This window comes from Butyrivibrio sp. XPD2006, from assembly GCF_000420865.1.
In the GTDB taxonomy this organism is placed as follows: domain Bacteria; phylum Bacillota; class Clostridia; order Lachnospirales; family Lachnospiraceae; genus Butyrivibrio.
On record NZ_ATVT01000001.1, the window covers coordinates 370909 to 397743 of the forward strand.

Below are 26835 nucleotides of genomic sequence, written 5' to 3' on the forward strand. Positions count from 1 at the left end.
CAGCCTCCTTGAATGTTTATATTTACATTTATATACTCCGTGATAATACGGATTGCTCCGCTTGCCTTTTAAAATGCCTATCACTCATTGTAACACAACAATCCCTTTATCCACAAGCCTTTGCAAGGTCTTTAGGATGCCAAGCTTGGCGTGTGGCCATGTAAGACCGCCCTGGAAGAAAACAGAATACGGTTCCTTGATGGGGCCGTCAGCAGAAAGCTCAATTGAAGAGCCGGAAATAAAGGCGCCTGCAGCCATAATGACCTGAGCGTCGTATCCCGGCATATCCCATGGCTCAGGTGTAACGAAACTGTCAACGGGTGCTGCAGCCTGAACACCTTCACAAAATGCTATTACTCCCTCAGGTTTTCCAAAGGTAACAGCCTGAATAATGTCATAACGCTCTTCTGTGGCATTTGGAACAACATCAAATCCAAGCTTCTCATAAATGTTTGCAGCAAAGATTGCACCCTTAAGGGCTGAAGCTGTAACGGTAGGCGCCAAAAAGAATCCCTGATAAAACTGAGGAAGTATTCCAAGAGAAGCTCCAACCTCTTTGCCAAGACCAGGTGAAGTGAGTCTGAAAGCAGCATTTTCAACACATTCTTTTTTACCTGCAATATAACCGCCTATTGGCGCAAGTCCGCCGCCGGGGTTCTTGATAAGAGAACCTACAACCATATCCGCACCTACATCTGTCGGCTCAATGGTCTCAACAAACTCACCATAGCAGTTATCAACCATGCAGATAACTTCAGGCTTGATCTCTTTGATAAAGCTGATGAGCTCACCGATTCTTTCGACTGAAAGCGTAGGCCTTGTCTGATATCCCTTGGATCTCTGGATTGTTACAAGCTTAATGTTTTTATTTGTCAAAAGAGCTTTTTTAATGTTTTCAAAATCAAAACTTCCGTCAGGAAGAAGATCAACCTGAGTATAGTCAATACCGTATTCTTTAAGTGAACCCTTTGAAGGCCTGATTCCTATGACCTCTTCAAGAGTGTCATAGGGTTTACCTACAGGGGAAAAGAGCATGTCGCCGGGTCGAAGGTTACTCATAAGAGCAAGTGCAAGTGCGTGAGTTCCGCATGTTATCTGAGGTCTTACAAGTGCATCTTCTGTATGAAAAACAGAGGCATAAACTGCTTCAAGCTTCTCTCTTCCGATATCGTTATAACCATATCCTGTTGTTCCAAGAAGGCAGGCTTCGCTTACTTTGTTCTCCTGCATGGCCTTGATGACTTTAAGCTGGTTGTACTCAGCTGTCTCATCGATTTTTTCAAACCGCTCTTTAAGACCATCAAGAATATCCTGGCCAAATTTAACTACTTTTTCTGAAATTCCAAGTTCTTCGTAAATCTTATTGTTCATAAATCCTTATCATCTCTTTCAAAATCTTTTCATCGTCTCTGTCAAATTCCTGTTTATCGATCCATATAACATCTCTCTCCCGCTTGAACCAGGTGAGCTGGCGCTTGGCAAAATGTCTAGTATTTCTTTTTATAAGATAAACAGCTCTTTCAAGGTCGTATTCACCTTCAAGATAGCCTATCATCTCACGATATCCAAGTCCCTGCATTGAAGTTGCATCCCTTGGAATATTCATAGTAAGAAGGTCTTTGACTTCTCTCTCTAGGCCTTCTTCTATCATCTGATCAACACGTTTTTCTATTCTTGAATACAGAACAGATCTGTCGTCAGTCAGGACAAAATACTTAAAATCATACGGAGATGTTCTTCCATGCTGTTCAGTATTGTGCTGAGAGATCTTTTTACCGGTCTTTTTGTAATATTCAAGCGCACGTATTACACGCTTGGAATTGTTCTCATGGATAGCCTCGGCAGATTCGGGATCAACAGCCTTCAGTTCTTCATGCAAAACATGAACTCCCTCTGTTCTGGCTCTTTCTTCCAACTCATGCCTGTAGCTCTCATCTTCATCAGTCTCAGTAAAATCAATGTCATAAAGTACAGCCTGGATATAGAAGCCTGTACCTCCGACAATGATCGGCACCTTGCCTCTTTTGGAAATATCTGCAATGGCTTCTTTTACAAGCTTCTGGAAGATAAATACATTGAAGTCATCGTGCGGATCAAGAAAATCGATCAGATGATGATGAACACCTCCCATCTTATCAGGGGAAATCTTGTCAGTTCCGATGTTCATGTACTTATATACCTGCATAGAATCAGCGGAGATTATCTCTCCGCCAATTTTTTTTGCAAGTTCAATAGACAGTTTTGTTTTACCTACTGCTGTAGGACCTGTTATTACAACAAGTTTCTGTTTATCCATTACTCAACTACTCTCTTAAACTTCTTGTCAATCTCATACTTGCTCATGGAAATAATCGTTGGCCTTCCATGAGGGCAATTGTATGGATTATCAAGGGTGAGAAGCTCGTCCAAAAGAGCTTCCATCTCGGCTCTGCTCATCTTGGTATTACCTTTGACAGATGCCTTGCATGCCATACTGGCTATCTTATAGTTGATAACATCCGGAGTTCTGTCCAGACCGGTCTCATGTGAGAGTTCATCCAGAATCTGAATGAACATGTCTTTCTCGTTATCACATCCGAACAGATCGATTGGAATAGCTCTCATAGCATACTCTCGTCCGCCGAAGTTTTCAATATTAAATCCAAGCTTTTCAAAATATTGCCTGTAATTTAAGAAAAGCTCTTCCTCCGCACTGGTAAGAGCAACTATAACAGGCGGATTTACCATCTGGGAAAGCATTTCACCATTCTTGTATCTCTTGAGCATTCGCTCATAGTTGACTTTTTCATGGGCAGCATGCTGATCGACAATAAACATCTTGTCCTTAAAGCCTATGATCCAGTAGGTTCCGAAAATCTGCCCCAGAATGTCATATTCTTTTACATTTTCTTTGGTAAGGACCTTTTCATCAAACAGATCGAGCTGGGTTACCTTTTCAACAACTATTGCGTTGTCTGATTTGATTATCGGAGAAAGATGCTCGTTCTTCTCAGCGATGCTTCCGTCTGAATCACCAAATATTCTGGTCCATACTGCTGATTTATTGCTGTCTTCAATCTTGATGGGCTCAGCTTTGACGCCCTTGGCAAAAACAGGAGTATCTTCGCTTATCTTATGCTTTTCGAAACGAAGTGCTTCAAAAGGCTGAGGTGCTGCTTTTTTCTCTGATTTTTCTTCTGAATCATGTATTTCTGCCTGCTTTGGTATCTCTTTGGGCTCGTCGTCACATTCTCCAAGAAGTGCATCCGGGATCATTTCTCTCTGACTGAGAGCTCTCTCTACGTTAGAACTGATGAAATCATAAAGCTGTTGCTGATTGTTAAATCTGACTTCCATCTTGGCGGGATGAACATTTACATCCACACAGGAAGGATCAAGGCGCAAATGAAGAATGGCAAAGGGAAATTTGTGCATCATAAGATACTGCTTATATCCCTCTTCAAGAGCTTTGCTCATAACTTTGTCCTTGATATATCTGCCGTTTACAAAGAATATCTCAAAGTTTCTGTTGGAACGGTTTATGGACGGCTCTCCGAGGTACCCTTCAAGTATCATTCCGCCTTCTTCTGCCTTAAAAGGAATAACGCTTACAGAGATGTCTCTTCCGTATATCCTGTAGATGATTTCCTTAAGATCGCCGTTTCCCGATGTTGAGAATTTGTCGTCTTTGTTGTTGATGTAGTGAAAAGAGATCGTGGGATTATCAAGAGCCATATGCTCCATCACATCACCGATATAGCTTCCCTCTGTCTGAGGTGTCTTAAGGAATTTCTTTCTGGCAGGAGTATTGTAAAAGAGATTACGGATTATAAGCGTTGATCCGTCAGGTGCGCCGATTTCTTCAAATGCAGCTTCCTCTCCGCCGTTTATACAGTATCTGGTTCCTACAAGTTCGTCTTTGGTCTTGGTGATGAGATCAACCTGTGCAACTGAGGCGATACTGGAAAGAGCCTCGCCCCTGAAGCCCAGAGAATGAATGGAAAAGAGATCTTCAATACTCTTAAGCTTACTGGTTGCATGTCTTTTGAAGGCTTTTCTGATCTGACTCTTCTCGATTCCCGAACCGTTGTCGGTTACTCTTATCATGTCGATACCGCCGCCTTTTATCTCAACGGTAATAGCAGTTGCACCGGAGTCTATTGCGTTTTCCACGAGTTCCTTTACAACGCTTGCCGGCCTTTCAACAACTTCGCCTGCCGCAATCTGATCTATTGTGTTTTTATCAAGTTCATTGATAAATGCCATTAGCTTTTCCACCTGTTCTTAAGATCGCTCTGGAGTTTATAGAGGGTATTCAGCGCATCCATGGGAGTAAGAGTAGTTATATCAATCTCCTGAAGACGCCTTAATACTTCCTCATCGGTTACTGTATCAAACAGTGACATCTGGTTGGTATCAACATCGTCGTAGTGCTTGACTTTGACCTTTCTGTCACTCTTATTTTCTTTTGCTATTGCCTGAACTTTGTCGGTAATGTCATTGTCGGTTAGCTCAGAGACAATCTCTTTTGCCCTGTCAATTACCATGTCAGGCACTCCTGCAAGCTTGGCTACCTGGATACCGTAGCTCTTATCGGCTCCGCCTTTGATGATCTTACGCAAGAAGACAATATCGTCGCCGTTTTCTTTTACTGCTATGCAGTAGTTGTTGACGTTGTCCATCTTACCTTCAAGCTCTGTCAGCTCGTGATAGTGGGTCGCAAACAAGGTCTTGGCGCCAAGTATTTTTCTGTTTGAAATATGCTCTGTTACTGCCCATGCAATTGCAAGGCCGTCATAGGTTGATGTTCCGCGTCCAATCTCATCAAGAATGAGAAGCGAGTCGGGCGTTGCGTTTCTTAGGATATTGGCAACTTCGTTCATCTCAACCATGAAAGTTGACTGTCCGCTTCCAAGGTCATCGGAAGCACCGACTCTTGTAAATATCCTGTCGACGACACACATATCCGCTTTGTCGGCCGGAACAAAGCTTCCAATCTGGCACATAAGGACAATAAGAGCTGTCTGCCTCATGTATGTTGACTTACCGGCCATGTTGGGACCGGTAATAATGTTAATGCAATGCTTCTTGTTATCAAGATAAGTATCATTTGCAATGAACATATCTGATGTATCAAGCATCCTCTCGACAACAGGGTGACGACCGTTCTTTATATTGATCTGCCCTTTATCGTTGAGGTCAGGTTTGATATAGTGATTTCTCTCTGCTACATATGCAAGAGATGCATATACATCCAAAAGAGCTATCGCCTTAGCTGTCGTCTGTATTCTGTCAATCTCAAGAGCAATGGAATCTCTGATCTTACAGAACATCTCATATTCAAGGTTATTGAGCTTGTCCTGCGCGTTTAAAATTGTATCCTCGAGCTCTTTTAACTGAGGCGTCGTATATCTCTCACAATTAGTAAGAGTCTGTTTTCTTATAAAATAATCCGGAACTTTGTCTTTAAACGAATTGGTGACTTCGAAAGAATAACCGAAAACATTACTGTATTTAATCCTGAGGTTTTTGATGCCTGTCTTTTCTTTTTCTTCCTCTTCCATCTGAGCGAGCCACTGCTTACCGTTTGTGCCTGCTTCTCTGAAGTGGTCGATGTCGGCATCAAATCCATCTTTTATAATTCCGCTTTCCTTGATGGCAAGTGGTGGCTCTTCTACGATTGCTTTGTCTATAAGGTCGTAAATATCAATAAGCGGATCAAGATCTCCTGCTACATTATCAATCCCTGTATCGCCTGAAATATCAGAAAGCGCTGTAATAATTGCAGGGATCATCTTGATGGAATTTCTGAAGGCCAGAAGATCCCTTGGGTTTGCTGTCTTAAATACTATCTTGGACATGAGTCTCTCAAGGTCGTAGATCGGTCCAAGATATTCTCTTATCTCTTCTCTGGTAACTACATTTTTAACAAGTTTTTCAACTGCATTCTGCCTGAGAAGAATCTCATCCTTATCGATAAGAGGCTGCTCAATAAAGCTTCTTAAGGTTCTGGCTCCCATGGCAGTTTTGGTCTTATCAAGGACCCAGAGAAGTGTTCCTCTTTTCTGCTTGTCTCGCATGGTCTCAACAAGCTCAAGGTTTCTTCTTGTAGAGCCGTCAAGCAGCATGTATTTGCTGGTGAGATAAGGATAGATATGAGTAATATTGCTGATATCGGACTTCTGCATATCGATCAGATACTGCAGAAGTGCACCGGAAGCGACAATTCCGTTTGGGAAATCATCGACGCCGAGGCCTATCAGTGAAGATACCTTAAAGTGCTTCATAAGAAGTCGTTTGCAGGAATCTTCATCGAAATATCTGTTATCAACAGGATTTATGAATATATTTAATCTATTTCTGATCTCTTCAAGGTCTGCTCCGGAGAATTCAAAGGCGTTATTACAGATTATCTCGCTGGGCGAATACTTGCCGATCTCATCCATTGTTGCCCTGAGGGAATCAACTTCTGTAAGAAAATAATCACCTGTTGTAACGTCAGCGACGGAAATTCCTATACTGTCCGGTGAGTAAAAGATACTCATCAGATAGTTATTCTTGGTCTCCTCAAGAGACTGCATATTAAGGTTTGTTCCCGGTGTTACTATCCTTGTGACTTCTCTTTTGACAATTCCCTTGGCAAGCTTAGGGTCCTCCATCTGTTCACAGATGGCAACTTTATATCCTCTTGAAACGAGTTTGTTCAGGTAAGAATCCACAGCATGAAAAGGAACTCCGCACATGGGAGCCCTCTCTTCTAGGCCGCAGGCCTTACCTGTAAGTGTCAGCTCAAGCTCTTTTGAAGCAACAAGAGCATCATCAAAAAAGATCTCGTAGAAGTCTCCCAGTCTGTAGAACAGAATGCAGTCACTATATTCTTTTTTGGTAGATATATAGTGCTGCATCATGGGAGATACTTTTGTGATATCAATACTTTCAATCATTTAACTAACTTCCCCAAATAGTAAAATCCATGACATTCGTCAAGGCTTACCTGTACAAATTCTCCTATAAGTTCCTCTCCCCCGGGGAAATGTACAAGCGTATTATTAGACATTCTTCCTGTTAAAAGAGATGAGTCATGCTCATTAACGCCTTCTACAAGCACGGATTCAATTCTTCCCTGTAACCTGGCTGTTTGCTCCTTGGCTGTTTCCTGAACAACTTTAAGCAGCATGTCAAAATTCTCCTTAACAACTTCTTCCGGTACCTGATCCTCAAAATTAGCCGCTGGAGTACCCGGCCTTTTGGAGTAGATAAAGGTAAAGGCATTGTCAAACTTAACCTTGTTAATAACATCTATGGTGTCCAGGACAGCTTCTTTCGTCTCTCCCGGGAATCCGACAATTATATCTGTTGTGATGGCTACATCAGGGAGCTTGTTTCTGATTTTGTCCGCAAGCTTAAGGTAGTCATCTTTGGTATATTTTCTGTTCATTCTGCGAAGAATCTCGGTGTTACCTGCCTGAAGCGGAAGGTGAATATGTCTGGCAATCTTGGGATTGGCAGCAATGACATCAAGAAGTTCATCCGAGAAATCCTTGGGATGAGGAGTCATGAACCTTACCCTCTCAATTCCTTCAACTTCGCATACAAGCTCAAGTAGCTTTGCAAAAGAGATCTTATCCGGATTATCATCACTAAAATCAAGGCCATAGGAATTAACGTTCTGGCCAAGGAGCATTACTTCTTTTACTCCGTCAGCTGCGAGCTTCTCACACTCACGGATGATCTCCTTGGGTGATCTGCTTCTCTCGCGTCCTCTTACATAAGGCACGATACAATATGTGCAGAAGTTGTTGCAGCCAAACATGATATTTACGCCGGACTTGAACGGATACTTACGAAATACCGGAAGATCTTCAACAATTTTGTTGGTGTCCTTCCAGATATCAATTATCATTCTGTCTGATTCAAGAACAGTATTTAAAAGTTCAGCAAACTTGAAAATATTGTGAGTTCCGAAAATCAGATCAACGAATCTGTAGCTTTTTTGAATCTTTTCTACAGCACCTGCTTCCTGCATCATGCATCCGCAGATTGCTACCTTCATATGAGGATTCTTTTTCTTGAAATTACTGGTCTGTCCAAGTCTTCCGAGAACTCTCTGATCAGCATTATCACGAACAGAGCAGGTATTGTATATGACAAAGTCTGCATCCTCACTCTCGCTCTCCTCATAACCTGCAAGCTTAAGAGTTGCCAGGAGCTTCTCTGAATCTCTGGCATTCATCTGGCATCCAAAAGTTACAACGCAGGCTGTAAGTTTCCTTCCGAGTTCCTTTTCAAGGGCTGAGACTTTCTCTTTTGCCTGTTCTATAAATTCAAGCTGCCTTATGCTCTCGCTATCGTGTACATCATTTTTGTTGCTGTTTAAAATATTTATTTCCATTAACCAAAACTCTTTCTAATTCAAAATTACTTGTATGCATCAACAATTCCAAGGAGTATCTTAACTACCTGTTTCATTTCCTGAACTGATGCATATTCATATTTACCGTGATAATTGTATCCGCCTGTGCATAGATTTGGACAAGGAAGTCCTTTATATGAAAGGGCTGCTCCGTCTGTGCCACCTCTTATAGGATTGTCTATGGGTGTGATGCCAAGATCTTTCATGACCTTTTTGGCATTGTCTATGAGGTGCATATGAGGCTGAATCTTCTCAATCATGTTGTAGTACTGATCTCTTACAGTAACTTCAACCGTGCCCTCACCATATTTCTTATTGAGATATTCAGCAGCATCCTTAAAGAGCTGTTTTTTCTGCTCAAAGAGCTTCTCATCGTGGTCTCTGATGATGTATGAAGCGGTTGCGCTTTCGCATCCGCCGTTTACTTCAGTAAGATGGAAGAATCCTTCTCTGCCTTCGGTATACATGGGATTCTGGAATGCAGGAAGAAGTGAATGGAATTCATAACAGATAAGAGCAGCATTTATCATCTTGTTCTTGGCATCACCGGGATGAACGCTTCTGCCATTTACCTTGATGACTCCTTCTGCTGCATTAAAGTTCTCATATTCCAGTTCTCCGAGTTTGCCTCCGTCTACGGTATAAGCATATTTGGCACCAAATCTCTCGATATCAAAATAAGCTGTTCCCTGTCCGATTTCCTCGTCAGGAGTAAAAGCTATCTTGATGTCTCCGTGTTTGATCGAAGGGTCAGACAAAAGAGTCTTAGCCATAGTCATGATCTCTGCAATACCGGCTTTATCATCAGCACCCAGAAGTGTGGTTCCGTCTGTAACGATGAGGTCTTCTCCTACGTGGTTTTTAAGCTCAGGGAAATCAGCAGGTGATAAAACAATACTGCCGTCCGCAGAAAGGACAATGTCTTCTCCGTCGTATTTCTCAACAATCCTTGGATTTACATTTTTGCCGCTTACTTCATCAGAAGTATCCATGTGGGATACAAAGCCGATGGCAGGAGCATCACTACCAGTGTTTGAAGGAATTGAAGCATATACGTAGCAATGCTCTTTGTCATAGTAAACATTACTTGCTCCTATTTCCGTAAGCTCTTTTGCAAGAAGAGATGCCAGATCGTGCTGCTTGGCAGTAGAAGGAGAAGCTCCTGTTGTGTCATCTGACTGGGTATCGATTTTTACATATCTTAAAAAATCTTCAATCACATCAATATTACTCATTTTTTCTTTTTAACCGTCACTTTCTTTTTGGTTGATTTCTTGTTCTGCTCACTCATGTAGATACGTACGGATCTGTCTGCAAGAAGTTCTGTAAACATTTCTGATTCAGGTAAAGAACTCTTACCGGCGGTCTTAGAGGTTTTGGATTTAACAGCCGGCTTCATGCCTCTGTCATCAGTATCCATTACAAGCTTCCAGTTATAGCCCTCCGGCAGCCCGGGCAGTGCCATTTCCTGTGGTGTCCAGTTCATGTTAAAAGACACATAGATAAATGGCTTGTCTGCTGATTCATTATCGTATAGACCACAGAACAGCATTCCGAGCATATGGCTGTGACCTGACAGATCAGGTCTCCAGGCCTCTCTTCCGTGACACGAAAGATCAGGGTATCCGCAGGAAATATAATCCATAAGCTTAAAAGGCATCCTGCTGTGAAGAATTCTGTGACCAAAACGAAGATTTGAAAGGTACTTCACAAAATCCAGGATGTCACTGTTTTTCTCCATTGCCTTCCAGTCAACCCAGCCTGTTTCATTATCCTGACAGTATGGATTATTGTTGCCGCTCTGGGAATTTCCAAACTCATCGCCGCTGAAGATCATCGGCGTTCCCTGAGCAAAGAAAAGCATTGTAAGAATATTCTTTATCTGCTTCTTACGCAAGTTAAGAATATCATGTTTTCTGGTTCTGCCCTCTATTCCGCAGTTCCAGCTGAGGTTATTGTCGGTACCGTCCTTGTTATTCTCGCCGTTTTCCTCATTGTGCTTGTGCTCGTAGGCTACAAGATCAGCAAGTCTGAAGCCTTCATAATCGCAGATATAATTGATGATTCCATGGTCATTACTTCCGGCGATCATGGCCTTCATAAAGTCTGAGACCGCATTGTCATCACTCTTTAAGAATCTTCTGCTGTTGTAGAGGAATGCGTTGTTGTAATCGGCAAGAAGGCGCTGTGATGGTGTATTTCCTTCATATATCTCGCCGTAATTAAAGTACTCGTTCCATATCTTGATATCTGTAAAGAGCGGGTCATTTATAATGATCCTGAGCGGTATCCTGCTTCCTTTTAAGTGGAAACCGTCCACATGATATGTGCATCTCCAGAATCTGAGCGCGTCAATAATAAGAGTTCCGCTCTCATGCTCATCAAAATAGAATTGCATGATGACTTCAAGGCCGTTCTGGTGCATGGTTTTAACGAAATTCTTGAATTCGTTTTCTGCATCCTGAGGATTCTCACAATACGCTGTCCTTGGAGCAAAGTAATATCCTTTTTTATACCCCCAGAAGTTTGGCTTAAGCTCAAGCATGTTCTTGCTGGAGATATTTCCGTTATTGGAATACAGGGTTGAACGCCTTTTGTCTGATCTCTTATTGGTATAATCTATCTCATTCATCTCATAAGCAGGCATCAGCTCTACAGCTGTCACGCCAAGTGATTTGAGATATGGGATTTTTTCTATGATTCCCGAGAATGTACCTCTTTTTGAATGCTCGACATTACTGCTGGAGGATTTGGTAAATCCCCTCACATGAAGCAGATAGACAAAGCTGTCCTCGTATGGAATAAAGCTGTGATCATCCCCCTTCCAGTCGAAGGTATCATGCGATGTGTTAAATCCTGCTTTATTGTCCAGTTTAGCTCTGATATCTGCATCAGGTACAAACTGTCCGAACTTCTCCAGGCCATAAAACTGCTTTGCATAAGGATCGCAGAAAAACTCATCATCACAGAAGTAATTGTAGCTCTGATAGTCTTCTATATTATCTATTCCGGTTATTCTGGCTGAATAGATAGCTCCTCTTTTCAGAGTCTTGGGAAGTTCTATTTTTAGAGGTTTGCTGTTCTTGTTGTTTCCGGCCGGATAAAGAACTATTCCGCAGCTGACGTTATCTTCAAAAACGCTTCTGACAACTAGGCTTTTGTCATAGTCGATGTAGCATCCCAGCGGATACGGTTTTTCCCTTGAAATCCTTATCTTTGATGTCATTTTGCACCTGATTCCCCATTTTTTTAAATACGCCGTATTATTTTATCACATTTGCCCCTATTATGCACACAATCCGCCTAAGTTTATGCTATACTAAGGCTATAAACAGTAATTTTTATCAATAGCAAGGGAGGCTGATATGGAATTTTCAAAAAATGCCATCGAAATGAACACACGAATCGAAAATGGAGACCAGGGCACTGTTGATATAGAGATAAATGACGGTTCAGTTGTTACCTGTGCTCCTATGCTGGTTCTTACAGTTGAGTCCAAGGACTATATAGTACTTCTTCCACTGGATGAAAAGGGACAGAATACAGATGGCGTTGTATGGATCTATGAATTTATCTGGGAGAGCTTTGATAAGGACCCTGAACTTGGAAACATTGAAGACGATGAAGAATATGCAAAGGTAGAGGAAGCATTTGACCTTTATCTTGATGACGCAGAATTTGATGAACTAATAGATCTTCCCGAGGAAGGTTCAGAGGATGTCTGATTTTCTTTATAGGTCTTTTCCCACAGTTTTCTGATGGGACGTATAAAACGAGACGGAAGCATCTGATTTTCCTTGTTTCCGGTTATATATGACATTATGAGCGCCTTTTTTGCCCTGGTCATTGCGACATAGAGCATACGGCGCTCTTCTTCTATCTGCTCGCAGGTGACAGCGCTTCGTGTCGGTATAATTCCTTCATTCAGATCCGGCAGCCATACGGTGTCGAATTCAAGACCTTTAGAGCCGTGCATAGTCATAATATTCACGCGATTTCCTGTTACTGAATCGGATTGTTTTTTATTTCTGTTATCTGATTCAGCGGATTGCCTCATAAGAAGATAAGTAAGGAACTTTCTACTGTCGTTATATTCCGAGGATATTCTCTCAAACTCATCAAGAACACTTTTGCTTCCGGGATATAATTCATCGATCCCTATTGTTTTCCTTAGATACCTTATCATCAGGGACGGCCTGAGATGATTTATCATGGATATCTGAGAAAAGAATTCTCTGGCGCTCTTTAATCTGGTGCTGTTTCCTCTGTAGTATCTGCATACATCAATTTCTTTAACTGCTTCAGAAGGCGCACAGTCTCTGGATATATACCTCATAGGCTTATTAATGATCTTATAGAAATCGCTTCTTTTCTGACCGTTATAGGCAAAAGATATATAGGAAATACAAAGCTCAACTGCCTTGTCAGTGAACAGGCTTTTATTTTGGTTATCAAGACTTGTAGGAATTCCATACTCGTGAAGCAGCATTGCAAGCTGCATGGCTTCAGAATTAGTTCTGTACAGGATTGCAATTTCGTTTAGATTCTCAATATGTTTTTTCAGGAAAAGAGCTATTGTTTCATTCTGAATCTTTTTGTTCACATATCTGCGGGTTACAACAGCACCCTTTCCGTTACCTTCGAAGGCAGAAAGTTTTTTTGCATATCTGACATTGTTTTCTTCGATTATTTTGAGTGCATTTTCAAGAATTTCTCTTCCGCATCTGTAGTTAATACTTAAGTTAATGAATTTAGGTGAAAACTCTTCAAAGCTTTTACGAAAATCAAGCATTATCTTCGGATCAGATCCCCTGAAGCCATATATTGACTGGTCATCATCTCCTACCGCAAAGATATTGTTTGAATCGCCTAAAAGAAGTCTTACAACACTGTACTGAACCGGATTTATATCCTGATATTCATCAATGAGGATATATTTAAACCTTTCCTGCCATGTCTTTAGTATGCTTTTGTTCTCACTCAGCATCTTCATACATCTGACGATCATATCATCAAAATCTATCATGCCAAACTCAACAAGCCTGTTGTTATAATAATCAAAAATCTCTGTGAATACAGGACTTATTGATAATGTTTCGATTGCTTTATCCGGTGTTATTCCAAGGTTCTTTATCCTTGAAATTTCAGAGATAATATCAGGCAGTTCTATACCTGCGTCTTCATAAGTCTTGTCATCAATTTTACCCTTGCTCCTAAGCATAGACAGACTATCCCTTAGAATCTCATATTTAATTTTTTCATTTGCTATTTCTAATTTACTCTCGTTTTTGGATTTACTGTTTCGAATGATCTTGTAAAAGACAGAATGAAATGTTCCAAAGACAACTTCCGGATAAGAACTATCCGTGATTTTTAAGAATCTGTACTGCATCTCGATCGCTGCAGCCTTGGTAAATGTAATTACCAGAATGGCAGATGGCGGTATATGGTGTTCTTCTATCATATACCTCAGTCTTTCAACAATTACCTTGGTCTTGCCACTTCCGGGCCCTGCAAGTACGATTGCAGGGCCGTTTTTGTGGCGAACAGCTTGGAGCTGAGCATCATTTAATGTATTAAGCTTCAAGTAATTCTATTCCTTTTTTAATTCTCTTAAGAGTCTCTTCCTTGCCGATTACTTCCATGAGTTCAGTTGCTCCGCATGGTGTCATCTCTTTGCCGGATACGGCAATTCTTACAGGCCAGAGTACATAACCGTTCTTGTACTCGTTCTTTTTGATATAGTCTGAAAGAAGTGCATAAAGAGCATCATTTGTGTAATCATCATGAGCTTCAAGAAGAGGAAGTACCTCTTTGAGAACCTTAAGTGACGACTCCTTATCAGTTTTCATCTTCTTGTGAGCATAGATTGCTGTGTCATACTCAGGAAGCTCGTCAAAGAAGTCAACCATAGCCTCGATATCTGGCCAGATCTCAATTCTGGTCTTGACCATATTTGAAATCTTCTTAAGATCAAGCGGTTTTTTGATTGCTTTCTCAAGATATGGCTTGGCCTGAGCAAAGAACTCATCTTCATCCATTTTCTTGAGATACTCTCCGTTCATCCATTTGAGCTTAGTATAGTCAAATACTGCAGGTGACTTGTTGATTCTTCTGTAATCGAACTTCTCAACAAGCTCTTTAAGGCTCATGATCTCACTGTTATCATCAGGAGACCATCCGAGAAGAGCTACAAAATTAACTACAGCTTCAGGTACAAAGCCCTGTTCGATAAGATCTTCAAATGATGAATGTCCGGATCTCTTAGAGAGCTTGTGATGTTCTTCATCTGTTATAAGCGGACAATGAATATACTTTGGCACTTCCCATCCGAAAGCATCATAAAGTCTGTTGTATTTGGGGGAAGATGAAATGTACTCATTACCTCTTACAACGTGAGTGATTCCCATGAGATGGTCGTCTACAACATTAGCAAAATTATATGTAGGATAGCCGTCCGATTTGATAAGGATCATATCGTCAAGTTCTTTATTCTCAACACTTACATCTCCGTAGAGCTCGTCATGGAAGGTAGTTGTTCCTTCGGTAGGGTTATTCTGTCTGATGACAAACTTTTTGCCCTCTGCGAGGTTTTTCTCAATCTCTTCCTTGGACAGATGCAGGCAGTGCTTGTCATAAACACTGATTTCTTTTACTTCTCCGTCTACTTCGATCTTCTGAACAAGAGTCTTAAGTCTCTCTTCATCGCAGAAACAGTAATATGCCTCGCCCTTATCTATAAGCTCTTTTGCATACTGCATGTAAATACCGGCCTTCTGACGCTCACTCTGAACGTATGGGCCTACGGGTCCGCCGATATCGGGACCTTCATCATGAATAAGACCTGTGTCCTTAAGAGTTTTGTAGATGATCTCGGTCGCGCCTTCTACAAACCTCTCCTGGTCTGTATCCTCAATACGAAGAATATAGTCTCCGCCCTCATGCTTTGAAATAAGATAAGCATAAAGAGCTGTTCTCAAATTGCCCACATGCATACGTCCTGTTGGGCTCGGGGCGTACCTTGTACGAATCTTAGTCATTTTAACTCCTCTTTGTGATGATTATTTTGTTCCTGTAGAACCAAAACCGCCTCTGTCTGCGCCTTCTAAGTGATCACACTCCTCGAAGACGATTGTTGGCTGGTTCTCCATGATCCTGAACTGACAAATACGGTCATTAAAGCCAATGTGAGTATCTCGCATTGCTATAACGGGCATGAACCACTGATCATTATCTCCACAATATGAATGATCGACAATCCCCATGTGGTTGGCCTGGATTATACCGAAATTCTTGAAAGTAGAACTCCTTGGAACTATATGTGCTTCATATCCGGCAGGTATCTCCATGGCTACTCCCAGGGGAATAAGATGAAATTCTCCCTCTTTAAGATCAACATCTTCAGCGCTTCTAAGGTCTATCCAGTCTGACTTGCCGTCAATGTACTGAAGCTTTTCAATCTTGTCGTTGAAATACTTAATCTTAATCTTTTTTTCCATACTTCTCCCCTTCCCCATTATTTTAGGCCGTCTAAATATAATACCACAAAAATCAATTAATGGAAGTAACTTTATAGTCTTTGTCTTCTACAGCCTTCTTGAGTACATCATCAGCGACTTCTGCATCAAAAGAAACTACAGCAGTTCCTTTCTCATGGCTTACTTCAGCTCCGGTAACACCATCAAGGGCTTCAAGCGCCTTCTTGACAGCCATCTCACAGTGCCCGCACATCATTCCTTCAATGTTGATTGTCTTTGTCATAATTTCTTTATCCTTTCTTTTTACTGTAGTTTTATCCGTTTGTTTCTTGATATCATCAAGCACCTCTGTGGTGAGGATTTCAGATTTTATAGCATTTTTCATGACCTTATCCTTTGAAGGATCATGAATCTTAAGAAGATTAAGCCTTAGAGCATTGGTGACGACAAAGAAACTCGAAAGGCTCATGGCTGCTGCACCGAACATAGGGCTGAGCTCCCAGCCAAAGGCCTTAATATAGGCTCCGGCTGCAAGCGGTATTCCGATGACATTGTAAAAGAATGCCCAGAAAAGATTCTGATATATGTTCCTAAGTGTCGCCCTGGAAAGCCTGATCGCTCCGGATACATCTGAAAGGCTGCTCTTCATTAGTACTACATCTGCAGCATCAATCGCAACATCTGTGCCTGCGCCGATAGCTATTCCTGTATCTGCTCTTGTAAGAGCCGGTGCATCATTTATTCCATCACCAACCATAGCAACTTTTCCGTATTCAGAAAGCTTTCTGACTATAGCTTCCTTTCCTTCGGGAAGGATTTCTGCTGCTATTTCATCAACTCCTGCCTGATCTCCGATTGCCATTGCGGTTCGCTCATTGTCACCTGTAATCATTACAACGTGCACGCCCATATTCTTGAGCTCTTTTATTGCCTTGGCCGAATCTTCTTTTATTGTATCAGCAACGGCTATAATGCCAATGAGCTTACCATCTTTGGCGAAGCAAAGCGGAGTTTTGCCCTGAGATGCAAGTCCGGTTGCCTTTTCTCTGACTTCCGGCAAAATTTTGCATATGCTGCTTATGTATTTAAAGGAAGCTCCAATCACTTCAGAACCCCTGTAAATGCCTCGCAGGCCGTGTCCGGGAAGAACTTCAAAATCTGTTATATCATCAGATTCATCCTCTTCATCAAGATCATCTATATAAGCACCGGGATTACCGACATAAGAAACAACGGCTTTTGCAAGAGGATGTTCACTCTTTTTCTCCAAGAGACCTGCTATCTTAAGGAGCTCGTTTTCTGAGTTGTTAATAAGTGAATAGCCGCTTCTGGAAATGGAATCAACGGTAAATACGTCTGTTACAATGGGTTCGCCCTTGGTGATTGTACCTGTTTTATCAAGGGCAACAATCTGGGTTTTTCCGGCATTTTCCAAAGAAGTTGCTGTCTTAAACATGATACCGTTTTTGGCACCAATACCATTGCCGACCATGATTGCTACAGGTGTAGCAAGTCCAAGAGCACATGGGCAGCTGATCACAAGAACAGCTATTGCTCTGGATAATGAAAATCCAAATTCTGCTCCTACCAGTTTCCAGATAATGAATGTTATGGCTGCTATGCCAATCACGACAGGGACAAACACAGCTGATACCCTGTCAGCAATTTTGGCAATCGGAGCCTTGGTGGCTGAAGCATCACTTACCATCTGTATTATCTGTGAAAGAGTTGTGTCACGTCCGACACGCGTCGCTCTGCATTTGATATACCCGGAAGTATTGATTGTAGCAGCACTTACTTCGCTGCCGATGTATTTATCAACCGGTATACTTTCACCGGTGAGGGCTGACTCATTAACTGAGCTGTTTCCCTCTACTACGATTCCGTCTACAGGAATATTTTCACCGGGTTTAACGATAAAAATATCGCCAACATTTATTGCTTCAATCGGAATCTCTCTTTCCTTGCCGTCTTGGCCCACTATGACAGCAGTTTTTGGAGCGAGTTTCATAAGACTCTTTATGGCATCTGTAGTTCTTCCTTTGCTCTTTGCTTCAAGCATTTTGCCGACTGTAATAAGTGTTACTATCATGGCGGCGGATTCAAAATACAGATCGGTTCCCGGGATAATGGAAAAGACACTGTAGATGAAAGATGCTGAACTGCCCAGCGCAACAAGCGTGTCCATATTTGGAGAGCCATGTATAAGGCTCTTAAATCCGCTTGTAAAGAACTTCTTGTTGATGATCATGACAATAAGAGCCAGGATCATCTGAGTAAGACCGAAAAGAATATGGTTTTCCATGAGCATATGCGGAAGTGGTAATCCAAACATATGGTGCCCCATTGAAATGTACATAAGCACAATAAGGAAAACCAGAGAAGTGAACAGTCTCTTTTTAAGAACAGGTGTCTCTTTGTCTCTCAGAGCTTCTTCTTCCTCGGAAAAGTCATAAGCCGAGGTGTTTCCTGAATCAGAAACGTCTTTTTCACCCATGACCTTTGCGCCGTATCCGGCATTTTCTACGGCTTTTATGATGGCTTCTTTGGAAGCATTTCCCTCTACGCCCATTGAATTGGTGAGCAGATTGACATTACAGGAATCTACTCCCTCTACACTATTTACTGCTTTTTCAACTCTTGCCTGGCATGCAGCACAGCTCATGCCTGTAATCATATATTTATCCATGTGTATATTGTATCACAAATTTTCCATAAATAAATTGTAAACAATTTATATATTTGATTAGTTATTTGAGAGGAAAATAGCAAAAATTAACCACATGAAATGGATAAATTGTGTTAGTATGTTTTTTGGTAATATAAACTACAGCTTAAAAAGGAGTGAGAAAAATGAAGTTATTCTTAGACACTGCCAATATTGAGGAGATCAAGAAGGCAAATGATATGGGAGTTATCTGTGGCGTAACAACAAACCCTTCTCTTATCGCCAAGGAAGGTCGTGACGTTTACGAGGTTGTTCAGGAGATCGCTTCTATTGTTGATGGACCTATCAGTGGGGAAGTTAAGGCTACAACAACTGATGCAGAAGGCATGATCGCTGAGGGACGTGAGATTGCCAAGCTTCACAAGAACATGGTTGTTAAGATTCCTATGACAATCGAAGGCCTTAAGGCTTGTAAGGTTCTTTCAAGCGAAGGAATCAAGGTTAACATGACTCTTATCTTCACAGCAAATCAGGCACTTCTCTGTGCAAGAGCAGGCGCTGCATTTGTAAGCCCATTCCTTGGAAGACTTGATGATATAAGTGTTCGTGGAACAGATCTTATCTCAGAGGTTGCTGAGATCTTCAACATCCACAACATCCAGACAGAGATCATCGCAGCAAGCGTTCGTCATCCTATCCACGTAACAGACTGTGCTCTTGCAGGCGCTGATATCGCAACAATTCCTTACAAGGTAATTGAGCAGATGACACATCACCCTCTTACAGACGCAGGTATCGAGAAGTTCCAGAAGGATTATCTAGCAGTTTTTGGTGAGTAATATAAGTTATTGTCTTGAACAAGAAAATGCAGGTGCTTATGCACCTGCATTTTTTGATGTGCGCCTGGTGGCTCACGTCTTTACATTATTTTTCTTTTACAAAATACTTTGTACCACATACAACTAAAGCTCCAAGTGAAGCAAAAAGAATGATCATCACTCTTATCGGTGAATTAGCTGTATCTTCTGTGCTTCCTCTTCTTGCACCAAGAACTGCTGCTCCTTCAGGAGCGGGAGCGGGTGCCGGAGCAGGTGCTGTAGCACCGGCTACTAAAGGAACCAATACAGGTTCCGGATTTGAAACCGGCGCAGGAGCAGGCTGTGACTCTTCGATAATTACTACTGTAGGTTCATTATTTGGCTCATCCTGAGGCTGATCAATAGGATCTTCCTGAGGATCATCAGGATCATCTACCGGATCATCTATCGGATCTTCTATTATGTCATCTTCAATAGCTTTCTTGAGTGCTTTAATATTGATTCCACCAAGTTCACTGTTTAATGTAATCTTGTAAACACCATCAGATATCTTTTCAACGGTTGCAATTGTCTTTAAATAATCCTCATTCTCAAGCTCATAGCCTTCCTGGAATTTAATACTAAGAACCTCTCCGATTCTCATAGTTTCAAGGCCTTCATATTTTCTTACTTCTTCACCATCATTTAAAGAATCCAGTGAAACTTCATCATCGTGTTTTATAATGTAATTGATCAATCCCTTAACAGTATCAATAACTTCTGCTTCAAGTTCCTCGATCTCTTCTGAATACTCGTCATCAATAGGAGTAACACCCGTCGTAATTTCTCCATCGGTTGCAGCAAGTGAAAGTGCCATCGGCCTTATTTCCGCTTCACTTGGTGTTTTATAATGTTCATAACCAACAAGTTCTCCAGAATTACCAAGGTCAAATTCATATACAACTATATCCGGAGTTGCTGCGATAATTTCCGCTGCTGTTTCATATCCTCTATTTCCCAGAAGTACACCATACGCTCCATTTTCGTAGTCTCCGACTTTTACTGTTCCCTCTACTATTACAATGCCCTTAACAGATTCTGATTTCGGGTTTTCTTCTTTGGGTTCTTCACCTGCATCCGGATCAGCATCATCATCAGGTATTGCAAATGCTAGACGTCTGGATTCAAACCGCTCACTGAAATCCTCATTTTCGACCTCTATCGTAATAGCAGCTATAGGGTATTTGGGTTCGATTTCATCTGGGAATTCTATCTCGAATTCAATTGCTTCTCTATCTTCCTGCTCATCTTCTTTAATTTCTCCACTTGCTGTGACATCACCTTTTACATGAACAGTACTACTTTGATCTAATGTAACACCATTTAATCCAGCGGTTACATTGCCACCAACATAAACTTTTGAAGGAATCACTTCAGGCTTCAATATTTCACTAATTGGTCTGGCTGTTACAAAGTCAGAATTAGATGATATATGTGCCCATTCTTCAAATCCTTCTAAGAACTCAAAACTATAATCTTTTTTTGAAAATGCACCAATTCCTGATATATTCGCTTCTACATCTTTTCCTACTGTAATTTCTGATCCTCTCGAATATATGCCATTTCCTATAGTTGAGTTGACACTTTCTCCTACAGATATGGTTGATTTGGTTGATTCTATGCTAATTTCTTTACTTGTAACACTTCCTTCTACAGATATTGTTGAATTAGATGAGTCTATACCATATTCTTTACTTGTAACATTTCCTCCAACTTTTATATTACTTTTATCATCTGCAGAAACGCCATACCATTCTCCTGTTATGTCACCGGAAACATCGACTATTCCTTTATCAATATATAATCCATAACTTCCTGAAGTAACATTTCCATTCACAGTTACATTTCCACTAATCCCATCACTATAACCACCAGCATGGCCGATTTGAATTCCATCATCTTTTAATGCTTTAACATCACCAGTAACAGTTACTTCCCCTCCTGATGTTATATGTATACCATCAACATTTCCTGTAACATTACCAATTACAGTTACAGTTGCATTACTACCATCTATATCATTATAATCTCTGCCAATTTGTATTCCATTATAATCTGATCCGGTAACATCACCGGTTACAGTTACAGTTGCAGTTTCTGCTTCTTCAGTAACTACATGTATACCATTTTCGTTTCCTGCCACATTACCGTCAACTTTAGTGGTTCCCTCTCCGTTAACAAAAATACCATTAGTCCCACTACTTCCTGCACTAGCAGAATCTACATTTCCTTCTACCAGTACTGTACCGCCTGAATTTTGTATCCCAACGCCACTATCAACAGTAACATTACCATGAGCTGTAACTTCGCCACCATTATCCACAATTATTCCATCACAATAAGAAGTAATACTTCCAACTTCCTTTGGGCCTTGATATTCCGGTTCTTCAGCATCCGGATCAGAAATAACTGGCCCTGAAACATCCTCGAACTCATCCTCGGCAAAAGCAGTAAATCCTGCTCCAACTGACGCAGTTGCAACCAGTATTGCAGATGTGGCAACTGCTAACGACTTGTGCATAACCTTTCTTAGTCTCTTACTAGCCATACTATTTTTCCCCTCTCTTAAAGAAATAAATTGTTGTTTTGATGCAACTTATTTTCTGTTTCCTCGTCCATCATAACAATTTAAAATCAAAATAAAAGTGTCATTTTGTTACCTCTTTTACGAAAATCAATTTTCGTGATTTTGCATAAAAAAAGAGCCTGACCATCAAAAGTCAGACCCTTCAAAATACTTTTTTATTAAATTCAGACTGTAACTTTCTTAAAGGATTTCTTTCCTTTTCTTACCATAATTCCATCGGCGAAAGTTTCTTTTGTATAAGTGGTTTTAACATCTGTAACCTTCTCATCATTAAATAAAACTCCGCCCTGTTCTACGGCTCTTCTTGCTTCGCTACGTGTAGCGCAAAGGCCTGCTGATACGAGAACCTGAAGAATATCTACTACGCCGTCTCTGAAGTCTTCTTCCTTAAGTGATACTGAAGGAACATTGGCCATGTCTCCGCCACCTGCAAAGAGTGCTCTTGCAGCGTCCTGTGCTTTCTGAGCTTCCTCTTTTCCGTGTACAAGACTTGTAAGCTCAAAGGCAAGGATTTCTTTCTTTTCATTGATCCTGCTTGGATCCCACTTCTCCATCTCCTGGATCTCTTCGATCGGAATGAATGTGAGCATCTTGATGCACTTATCAACATCTGCATCACCGACATTTCTCCAGTACTGATAGAAATCGAATGGTGATGTCTTGTTAGGATCAAGCCATACAGCGTTTCCGGCTGTCTTACCCATCTTGTTTCCGTTTGAATCTGTAAGAAGTGTGATTGTCATGGCATGAGCGTCCTTGCCGAGCTTTCTTCTGATAAGCTCTGTTCCGCCCAGCATATTGCTCCACTGATCATCTCCGCCAAACTCAAGGTTACAATCGTACTTCTGGAACATGTAGTAGAAGTCGTATGACTGCATGATCATGTAATTGAACTCAAGAAAGGAAAGACCCTTTTCCATTCTCTGCTTGTAACACTCAGCCCTGAGCATGTTATTTACTGAGAAGCAAGCTCCAACCTCACGAAGAAGCTCAATGTAGTTGAGGTTCATGAGCCAGTCAGCATTGTTGACCATCATTGCCTTGCCTTCTCCGAAGTCGATGAACTTCTCCATCTGCTTCTTAAAGCACTCAGCATTGTGATCGATATCTTCTCTTGTGAGCATCTTTCTCATATCGGTTCTTCCTGAAGGATCACCGATCATTGTTGTACCGCCACCGATAAGAGCGATTGGCTTGTTTCCTGCCTCCTGAAGTCTCTTCATAAGTGTAAGTGCCATGAAGTGTCCGGCTGTAAGTGAATCAGCTGTGCAGTCAAAACCAATGTAGAAGGTTGCCTTACCGTTATTAACAAGGTCTCTGATCTGCTCTTCATCTGTAACCTGAGCAATAAGACCTCTTGCCTTAAGTTCCTCAAAAATTTTCATTTCTTTCCTCCTTAACCGTATATCTTCTTGTATTTTTCTTTAAAGTATTTGATCAGTGGCTGTGCTGAAAGCTCTTTATGACATACGGCTTCCAGTACTTCTTTGGATGTTCTTGTTGCTCCGTACTGATGAATATTTTCATTAAGCCATTTGGTGATCTTTTTAATATCACCGGCTGCAAGAATATCATCGATGCTTCCGAGGTCTCTCTCAATGGCCTCAAGGAACATTCCGTCATATATGCTTCCCAAAAGATATGATGGGAAATAGCCAAAGCTAGCATCTGACCAGTGCATATCCTGGAGTATTCCTTCCGCATCATTTTTCGGTGTTACATGCAGATACTCCTGCATCTTATCATTCCACATCTTAGGGAGATCTTTTACATCTGCTCCGCCTACAAAAATTGCTCTCTCAATATCATATCTTAAAATAACGTGAAGGCAATAGGTAAGTTCATCGGCCTCAGTTCTTATGAAACTGTTCTCAACATGGTTGATCTCCCTGACAAAGTCTTCAAGGGTAATATCTTTAAACTCAGGAATGATCTCCAGAACCTTAGGCCAGATGGGCTTCCAGAAATTGATGTTTCTGCCAAGGATGTTCTCATAGAATCTGCTCTGAGACTCATGAAGGCCCATCATATTGACCTGAGAACCTGCTGTATCATCGTATTTACGGTCGATATTCTGGTCAAAGAGAGCATGTCCGCCCTCATGTATCGCAGAGAATATTGGCTGCAGGATGTCATTCTCGTGATAGTGATTTGTGATACGAACATCACCCGGAGCAATCCCTGTTGTGAAAGGATGCTCTGTTTCAGCCTGGGCAAAGCCGTTCATGTCCATGCCCATATATTCTACAAGCATCTTACAAAGCTCAGCCTGCTTATAAGCCGGAATAAACATAGTGAACTTACTGTGATCAGGCTGTGGCTTTTTAAGGATTTCATCAAGAAGCGGTATAAGCTCCTCTCTAAGTTCTCCGAAGACTCTGTCGATTGTCTTAGTATCCATTCCCTCTTCGAACTGATCGATAAGAGAATCATATACCTCCATATCGGGGCGTTTATATTTCTGATACTTTTTAACTGCTTCTATTGTATTCTTTAAAGGTTCCTCATAAAGTGAATAATCACTTGTCTGTTTGGCCTTGGGCCATATCATGCTTGAGGCTGTTGTAGTCTTTACATACTCTTCATAGAAATCAGCAGGGATCCTTCTCATTTCGTCCAGATCTTTTTTAGTCTTTTTTACATCAAATTTCATTACGTCATCAAGCTTATCAAACTCTTCGGGCTCGGAAAGATCACATACAAGCTTATAATATTCATCACTGGTAGATTTCTTAAACATTTCAGTAGAAAAATATGTGATACTGTCGGATAACCTTTCTTTGCCACCTTCAGGGGCTATTGTCTGCATATCCCAGTACATGAGATTGATTGCATGGGCCATGAAGCCAAGCTCTTTATTTATCTTCTTGTATTCTTCAAGTTTAGTCATTCAATATTGCTCCTTAATAAGTTAAATAACACCATGAACAATTTTACCAAAATTGTATTGTATTACAAGTAAAAATGAAGTATTATAAGCACGAAAATAATATGTTACGCAGAGTAGACGTTAAAGCGTTAAGTGCCTTTTGAACAGGGAGTTGTCATCAGGACGAAGGATTTATCCGCGGTTTTAATGTCGCATCCCGCTGCTGCATCGATAGCGAAGTGCGCCTCCGATGTGGTTAAAGGAAACTGCAAAGGAGGTGTTTTTATGTCTGAAAAAGATAACGAATTAACTCTCAAAAACAGCGAAAGGCTCAGTTTTAATTCAGTTAATGAACTGAAAAAGATCCAGGTACTGTGCTTTTGCGGTGTAATGGGCGCTGTTGCCATAGTTCTTGGCACTGTTGCTACCATCAAAGTCGGCGATTTCTTAAGAATCGGCTTTTCAAGTATTCCCAACCAGATAATTGCATATCTCTTTGGCCCATGGGTAGGTGCAATATTCGGCGGAGCCATGGATATCATTAAGTTCTTCATCAATCCGACAGGTGAATTTTTCCCCGGTTATACTCTTACTGCTATTGTAGCCGGTATAATCTACGGCCTGTTTCTCTACAAAAGACCTGTAAAGCTTTGGAGAGTTATTGCTGCAGAAGCTTGTGTCAAGGTTTTCTGCAATCTCGGGCTTAATACTCTCTGGGTTATGATGACTACAGGAAATGCTTTTAAGGCAATCATGGTTCCGAGAATAGCGGCAAATGCAGGTAAACTTCCCGCTGATGTCATCATCCTTATGATATTATTACCGGTTGTCAATAAGGTTATCAAGCCTGCTCTTAGTATAAATTTAAAGTCATTTAATAAAAAGAAAGCATGATGATCAAAAAGCCGAAGTCATTACTTTAAGGTAATGATTTCGGCTTTTATTTATTACCAGTCCAGAGATGAATTCTCAATTCTGCGCTCTCTTATCATGAGTTCTGTAATGCCCTCTTCAACGGATTTACCCTCAAAGAGTATTTCGTTAACTCCCTGAACAATGGGCATATCCACGTTATATTGTCTTGCGAGTGTAACCGCTGCCTTGGCACTGTATACACCTTCGACCACCATTTTTACTTCATCCATGGCTTCCTGCATGGATTTGCCTTGTCCGATAAGGATTCCGGCTCTTCTGTTTCTCGAATGCATTGATGCACACGTAACAACCAGATCTCCGATACCGGAAAGCCCTGCGAAGGTTTCAAATTTACCGCCCATAGCCATTCCAAGTCTTGAAATTTCCGCAATTCCTCTTGTTATGAGAGCAGCTTTGGCATTATCGCCAAGACCATAACCATCGGCCATTCCGGCAGCGAGAGCAATTACGTTCTTAAGAGCTGCTCCAATCTCTATTCCAAGCATATCCGGACTTATATAAACTCTGAACACATCGTTCATAAAGATGTTCTGGACTTCTTTGGCTGTTTCCTTATCAAATGCACCGACAACAATAGTCGTGGGAAGCTTTTTACCCACTTCCTCCGCATGAGACGGACCTGAAAGGACACAAACTCTTGATCCCGGTAATTCATCCAAAATCACATCGCTCATGACCATTAGTGTAGATTCCTCAATACCTTTGGTACAGTTAACGATAATAGGCTGCTCATCTGGTTCTGAACTAATAAACGGAGCAATCAGCTTAACTGTTTCTCTCATATGTGCAGAAGGAACAACAAGAACCAAAATGTCTTTTCCCGAAACTGCCTGCTGTATACTGCTTGTAAATTTAACACTGTCATCTAAGATTACGCCGGGAAGTTTATCCTCATTGCCGTGATACTCACGGAGTTTGGCTACAGAAGCTTCACTTCTTGACCAAACAGTCACATCATGACCATTGTTTGAGAGCAGAAATGCAAGGGCAATGCCAAAACTTCCGGCGCCTATGACGCCAATCTGTGTACTCAAATATTTCCTCCCAA

18 protein-coding genes and 1 riboswitch are annotated in these 26835 nt (G+C 41.3%); of the genes, 3 read left to right on the plus strand and 15 right to left on the minus strand.

The genetic code is table 11. The features are described 5' to 3' along the window. Positions 1 to 84 precede the first annotated feature (84 nt). The 7 genes from G590_RS0101760 to G590_RS0101790 are packed head-to-tail and all read right to left on the minus strand — an operon-like array spanning position 85 to position 11618. Positions 85 to 1371, minus strand: coding sequence for a methionine gamma-lyase family protein (locus G590_RS0101760; RefSeq protein WP_022763953.1), 1287 nt, complete (start codon positions 1369 to 1371; stop codon positions 85 to 87). Next, complete coding sequence (gene miaA / locus G590_RS0101765) at positions 1361 to 2296, minus strand: tRNA (adenosine(37)-N6)-dimethylallyltransferase MiaA (protein ID WP_022763954.1); 936 nt, start codon at positions 2294 to 2296, stop codon at positions 1361 to 1363. The genes G590_RS0101760 and miaA overlap by 11 nt, the downstream gene beginning before the upstream one ends. Then, positions 2296 to 4245, minus strand: coding sequence for a DNA mismatch repair endonuclease MutL (gene mutL, locus G590_RS0101770; RefSeq protein WP_022763955.1), 1950 nt, complete (start codon positions 4243 to 4245; stop codon positions 2296 to 2298). Before mutL ends, miaA begins: the two co-directional genes overlap by 1 nt. Continuing rightward, positions 4245 to 6923 carry a DNA mismatch repair protein MutS gene (mutS, locus tag G590_RS0101775; RefSeq protein ID WP_022763956.1) on the minus strand — a complete coding sequence of 893 codons (2679 nt, stop codon included), beginning with the start codon at positions 6921 to 6923 and terminating at the stop codon, positions 4245 to 4247. Before mutS ends, mutL begins: the two co-directional genes overlap by 1 nt. Continuing rightward, positions 6920 to 8371 (minus strand): tRNA (N6-isopentenyl adenosine(37)-C2)-methylthiotransferase MiaB, encoded by a 1452-nt coding sequence (miaB, locus tag G590_RS0101780; protein WP_022763957.1) that lies wholly within the window; start codon positions 8369 to 8371, stop codon positions 6920 to 6922. The genes mutS and miaB overlap by 4 nt, the downstream gene beginning before the upstream one ends. A gap of 26 nt (positions 8372 to 8397) precedes the next feature. Then, positions 8398 to 9627 carry a peptidase T gene (pepT, locus tag G590_RS0101785; protein ID WP_022763958.1) on the minus strand — a complete coding sequence of 410 codons (1230 nt, stop codon included), beginning with the start codon at positions 9625 to 9627 and terminating at the stop codon, positions 8398 to 8400. Beyond that, positions 9624 to 11618 (minus strand): alpha-amylase family glycosyl hydrolase, encoded by a 1995-nt coding sequence (locus G590_RS0101790; RefSeq protein WP_022763959.1) that lies wholly within the window; start codon positions 11616 to 11618, stop codon positions 9624 to 9626. Before G590_RS0101790 ends, pepT begins: the two co-directional genes overlap by 4 nt. A gap of 139 nt (positions 11619 to 11757) precedes the next feature. Here G590_RS0101790 and G590_RS0101795 point away from each other — a divergent pair, with 139 nt between their 5' ends. Next, positions 11758 to 12117: a DUF1292 domain-containing protein gene (locus G590_RS0101795; RefSeq protein ID WP_022763960.1), complete on the plus strand. Its 360-nt coding sequence runs from the start codon at positions 11758 to 11760 to the stop codon at positions 12115 to 12117. Here the strand turns inward: G590_RS0101795 and G590_RS0101800 are convergent. The 4 genes from G590_RS0101800 to G590_RS0101815 are packed head-to-tail and all read right to left on the minus strand — an operon-like array spanning position 12051 to position 18559. Next, a complete protein-coding gene (locus G590_RS0101800; RefSeq protein ID WP_022763961.1) occupies positions 12051 to 13979 on the minus strand; it encodes an ATP-dependent helicase in 1929 nt (642 codons plus the stop codon). The genes G590_RS0101795 and G590_RS0101800 overlap by 67 nt on opposite strands. Then, a complete protein-coding gene (gene gltX, locus G590_RS0101805) occupies positions 13969 to 15432 on the minus strand; it encodes a glutamate--tRNA ligase (protein WP_022763962.1) in 1464 nt (487 codons plus the stop codon). The genes G590_RS0101800 and gltX overlap by 11 nt, the downstream gene beginning before the upstream one ends. 21 nt (positions 15433 to 15453) lie before the next feature. Further along, positions 15454 to 15891 (minus strand): dUTP diphosphatase, encoded by a 438-nt coding sequence (locus tag G590_RS0101810; RefSeq protein ID WP_022763963.1) that lies wholly within the window; start codon positions 15889 to 15891, stop codon positions 15454 to 15456. Positions 15892 to 15943: 52 nt separating this feature from the next. Continuing rightward, positions 15944 to 18559 (minus strand): heavy metal translocating P-type ATPase, encoded by a 2616-nt coding sequence (locus tag G590_RS0101815; protein WP_022763964.1) that lies wholly within the window; start codon positions 18557 to 18559, stop codon positions 15944 to 15946. Positions 18560 to 18723: 164 nt separating this feature from the next. On the opposite strand from G590_RS0101815, the gene fsa reads away from it, so the two are divergent. Continuing rightward, positions 18724 to 19377 (plus strand): fructose-6-phosphate aldolase, encoded by a 654-nt coding sequence (gene fsa / locus G590_RS0101820; RefSeq protein WP_022763965.1) that lies wholly within the window; start codon positions 18724 to 18726, stop codon positions 19375 to 19377. Positions 19378 to 19462: 85 nt separating this feature from the next. Here fsa and G590_RS0101825 read toward each other — a convergent pair whose 3' ends face one another. From G590_RS0101825 to G590_RS0101835, 3 genes are all read right to left on the minus strand, one after another. Next, a complete protein-coding gene (locus G590_RS0101825) occupies positions 19463 to 21943 on the minus strand; it encodes a hypothetical protein (protein WP_022763966.1) in 2481 nt (826 codons plus the stop codon). Positions 21944 to 22146: 203 nt separating this feature from the next. Then, positions 22147 to 23367 carry a tyrosine--tRNA ligase gene (tyrS, locus tag G590_RS0101830; protein WP_022763967.1) on the minus strand — a complete coding sequence of 407 codons (1221 nt, stop codon included), beginning with the start codon at positions 23365 to 23367 and terminating at the stop codon, positions 22147 to 22149. Positions 23368 to 23378: 11 nt separating this feature from the next. Further along, entirely contained in the window at positions 23379 to 24872 is a 1494-nt protein-coding gene (locus tag G590_RS0101835) for a carboxypeptidase M32 (protein WP_022763968.1), read from the minus strand. Between the two features lie 107 nt (positions 24873 to 24979). Continuing rightward, positions 24980 to 25076: riboswitch (THF riboswitch) on the plus strand. Between the two features lie 60 nt (positions 25077 to 25136). On the opposite strand from G590_RS0101835, the gene G590_RS0101840 reads away from it, so the two are divergent. Next, positions 25137 to 25745, plus strand: coding sequence for a folate family ECF transporter S component (locus G590_RS0101840; RefSeq protein WP_022763969.1), 609 nt, complete (start codon positions 25137 to 25139; stop codon positions 25743 to 25745). A gap of 53 nt (positions 25746 to 25798) precedes the next feature. On the opposite strand, the gene G590_RS0101845 is transcribed toward G590_RS0101840, so the two are convergent. Further along, a complete protein-coding gene (locus tag G590_RS0101845; RefSeq protein ID WP_022763970.1) occupies positions 25799 to 26821 on the minus strand; it encodes an NAD(P)H-dependent glycerol-3-phosphate dehydrogenase in 1023 nt (340 codons plus the stop codon). Between the last annotated feature and the right edge of the window lie 14 nt (positions 26822 to 26835).

Excerpts from the sequence above, each read along its gene's own strand:
- G590_RS0101760 (WP_022763953.1), bottom strand. The coding sequence starts at position 1,371 with ATGAACAATAAGATTTACGAAGAACTTGGAATTTCAGAAAAAGTAGTT.
- miaA (WP_022763954.1), bottom strand. The coding sequence starts at position 2,296 with ATGGATAAACAGAAACTTGTTGTAATAACAGGTCCTACAGCAGTAGGT.
- mutL (WP_022763955.1), bottom strand. The coding sequence starts at position 4,245 with ATGGCATTTATCAATGAACTTGATAAAAACACAATAGATCAGATTGCG.
- mutS (WP_022763956.1), bottom strand. The coding sequence starts at position 6,923 with ATGATTGAAAGTATTGATATCACAAAAGTATCTCCCATGATGCAGCAC.
- miaB (WP_022763957.1), bottom strand. The coding sequence starts at position 8,371 with ATGGAAATAAATATTTTAAACAGCAACAAAAATGATGTACACGATAGC.
- pepT (WP_022763958.1), bottom strand. The coding sequence starts at position 9,627 with ATGAGTAATATTGATGTGATTGAAGATTTTTTAAGATATGTAAAAATC.
- G590_RS0101790 (WP_022763959.1), bottom strand. The coding sequence starts at position 11,618 with ATGACATCAAAGATAAGGATTTCAAGGGAAAAACCGTATCCGCTGGGA.
- G590_RS0101795 (WP_022763960.1), top strand. The coding sequence starts at position 11,758 with ATGGAATTTTCAAAAAATGCCATCGAAATGAACACACGAATCGAAAAT.
- gltX (WP_022763962.1), bottom strand. The coding sequence starts at position 15,432 with ATGACTAAGATTCGTACAAGGTACGCCCCGAGCCCAACAGGACGTATG.
- G590_RS0101810 (WP_022763963.1), bottom strand. The coding sequence starts at position 15,891 with ATGGAAAAAAAGATTAAGATTAAGTATTTCAACGACAAGATTGAAAAG.
- G590_RS0101815 (WP_022763964.1), bottom strand. The coding sequence starts at position 18,559 with ATGGATAAATATATGATTACAGGCATGAGCTGTGCTGCATGCCAGGCA.
- fsa (WP_022763965.1), top strand. The coding sequence starts at position 18,724 with ATGAAGTTATTCTTAGACACTGCCAATATTGAGGAGATCAAGAAGGCA.
- G590_RS0101825 (WP_022763966.1), bottom strand. The coding sequence starts at position 21,943 with ATGGCTAGTAAGAGACTAAGAAAGGTTATGCACAAGTCGTTAGCAGTT.
- tyrS (WP_022763967.1), bottom strand. The coding sequence starts at position 23,367 with ATGAAAATTTTTGAGGAACTTAAGGCAAGAGGTCTTATTGCTCAGGTT.
- G590_RS0101835 (WP_022763968.1), bottom strand. The coding sequence starts at position 24,872 with ATGACTAAACTTGAAGAATACAAGAAGATAAATAAAGAGCTTGGCTTC.
- G590_RS0101840 (WP_022763969.1), top strand. The coding sequence starts at position 25,137 with ATGTCTGAAAAAGATAACGAATTAACTCTCAAAAACAGCGAAAGGCTC.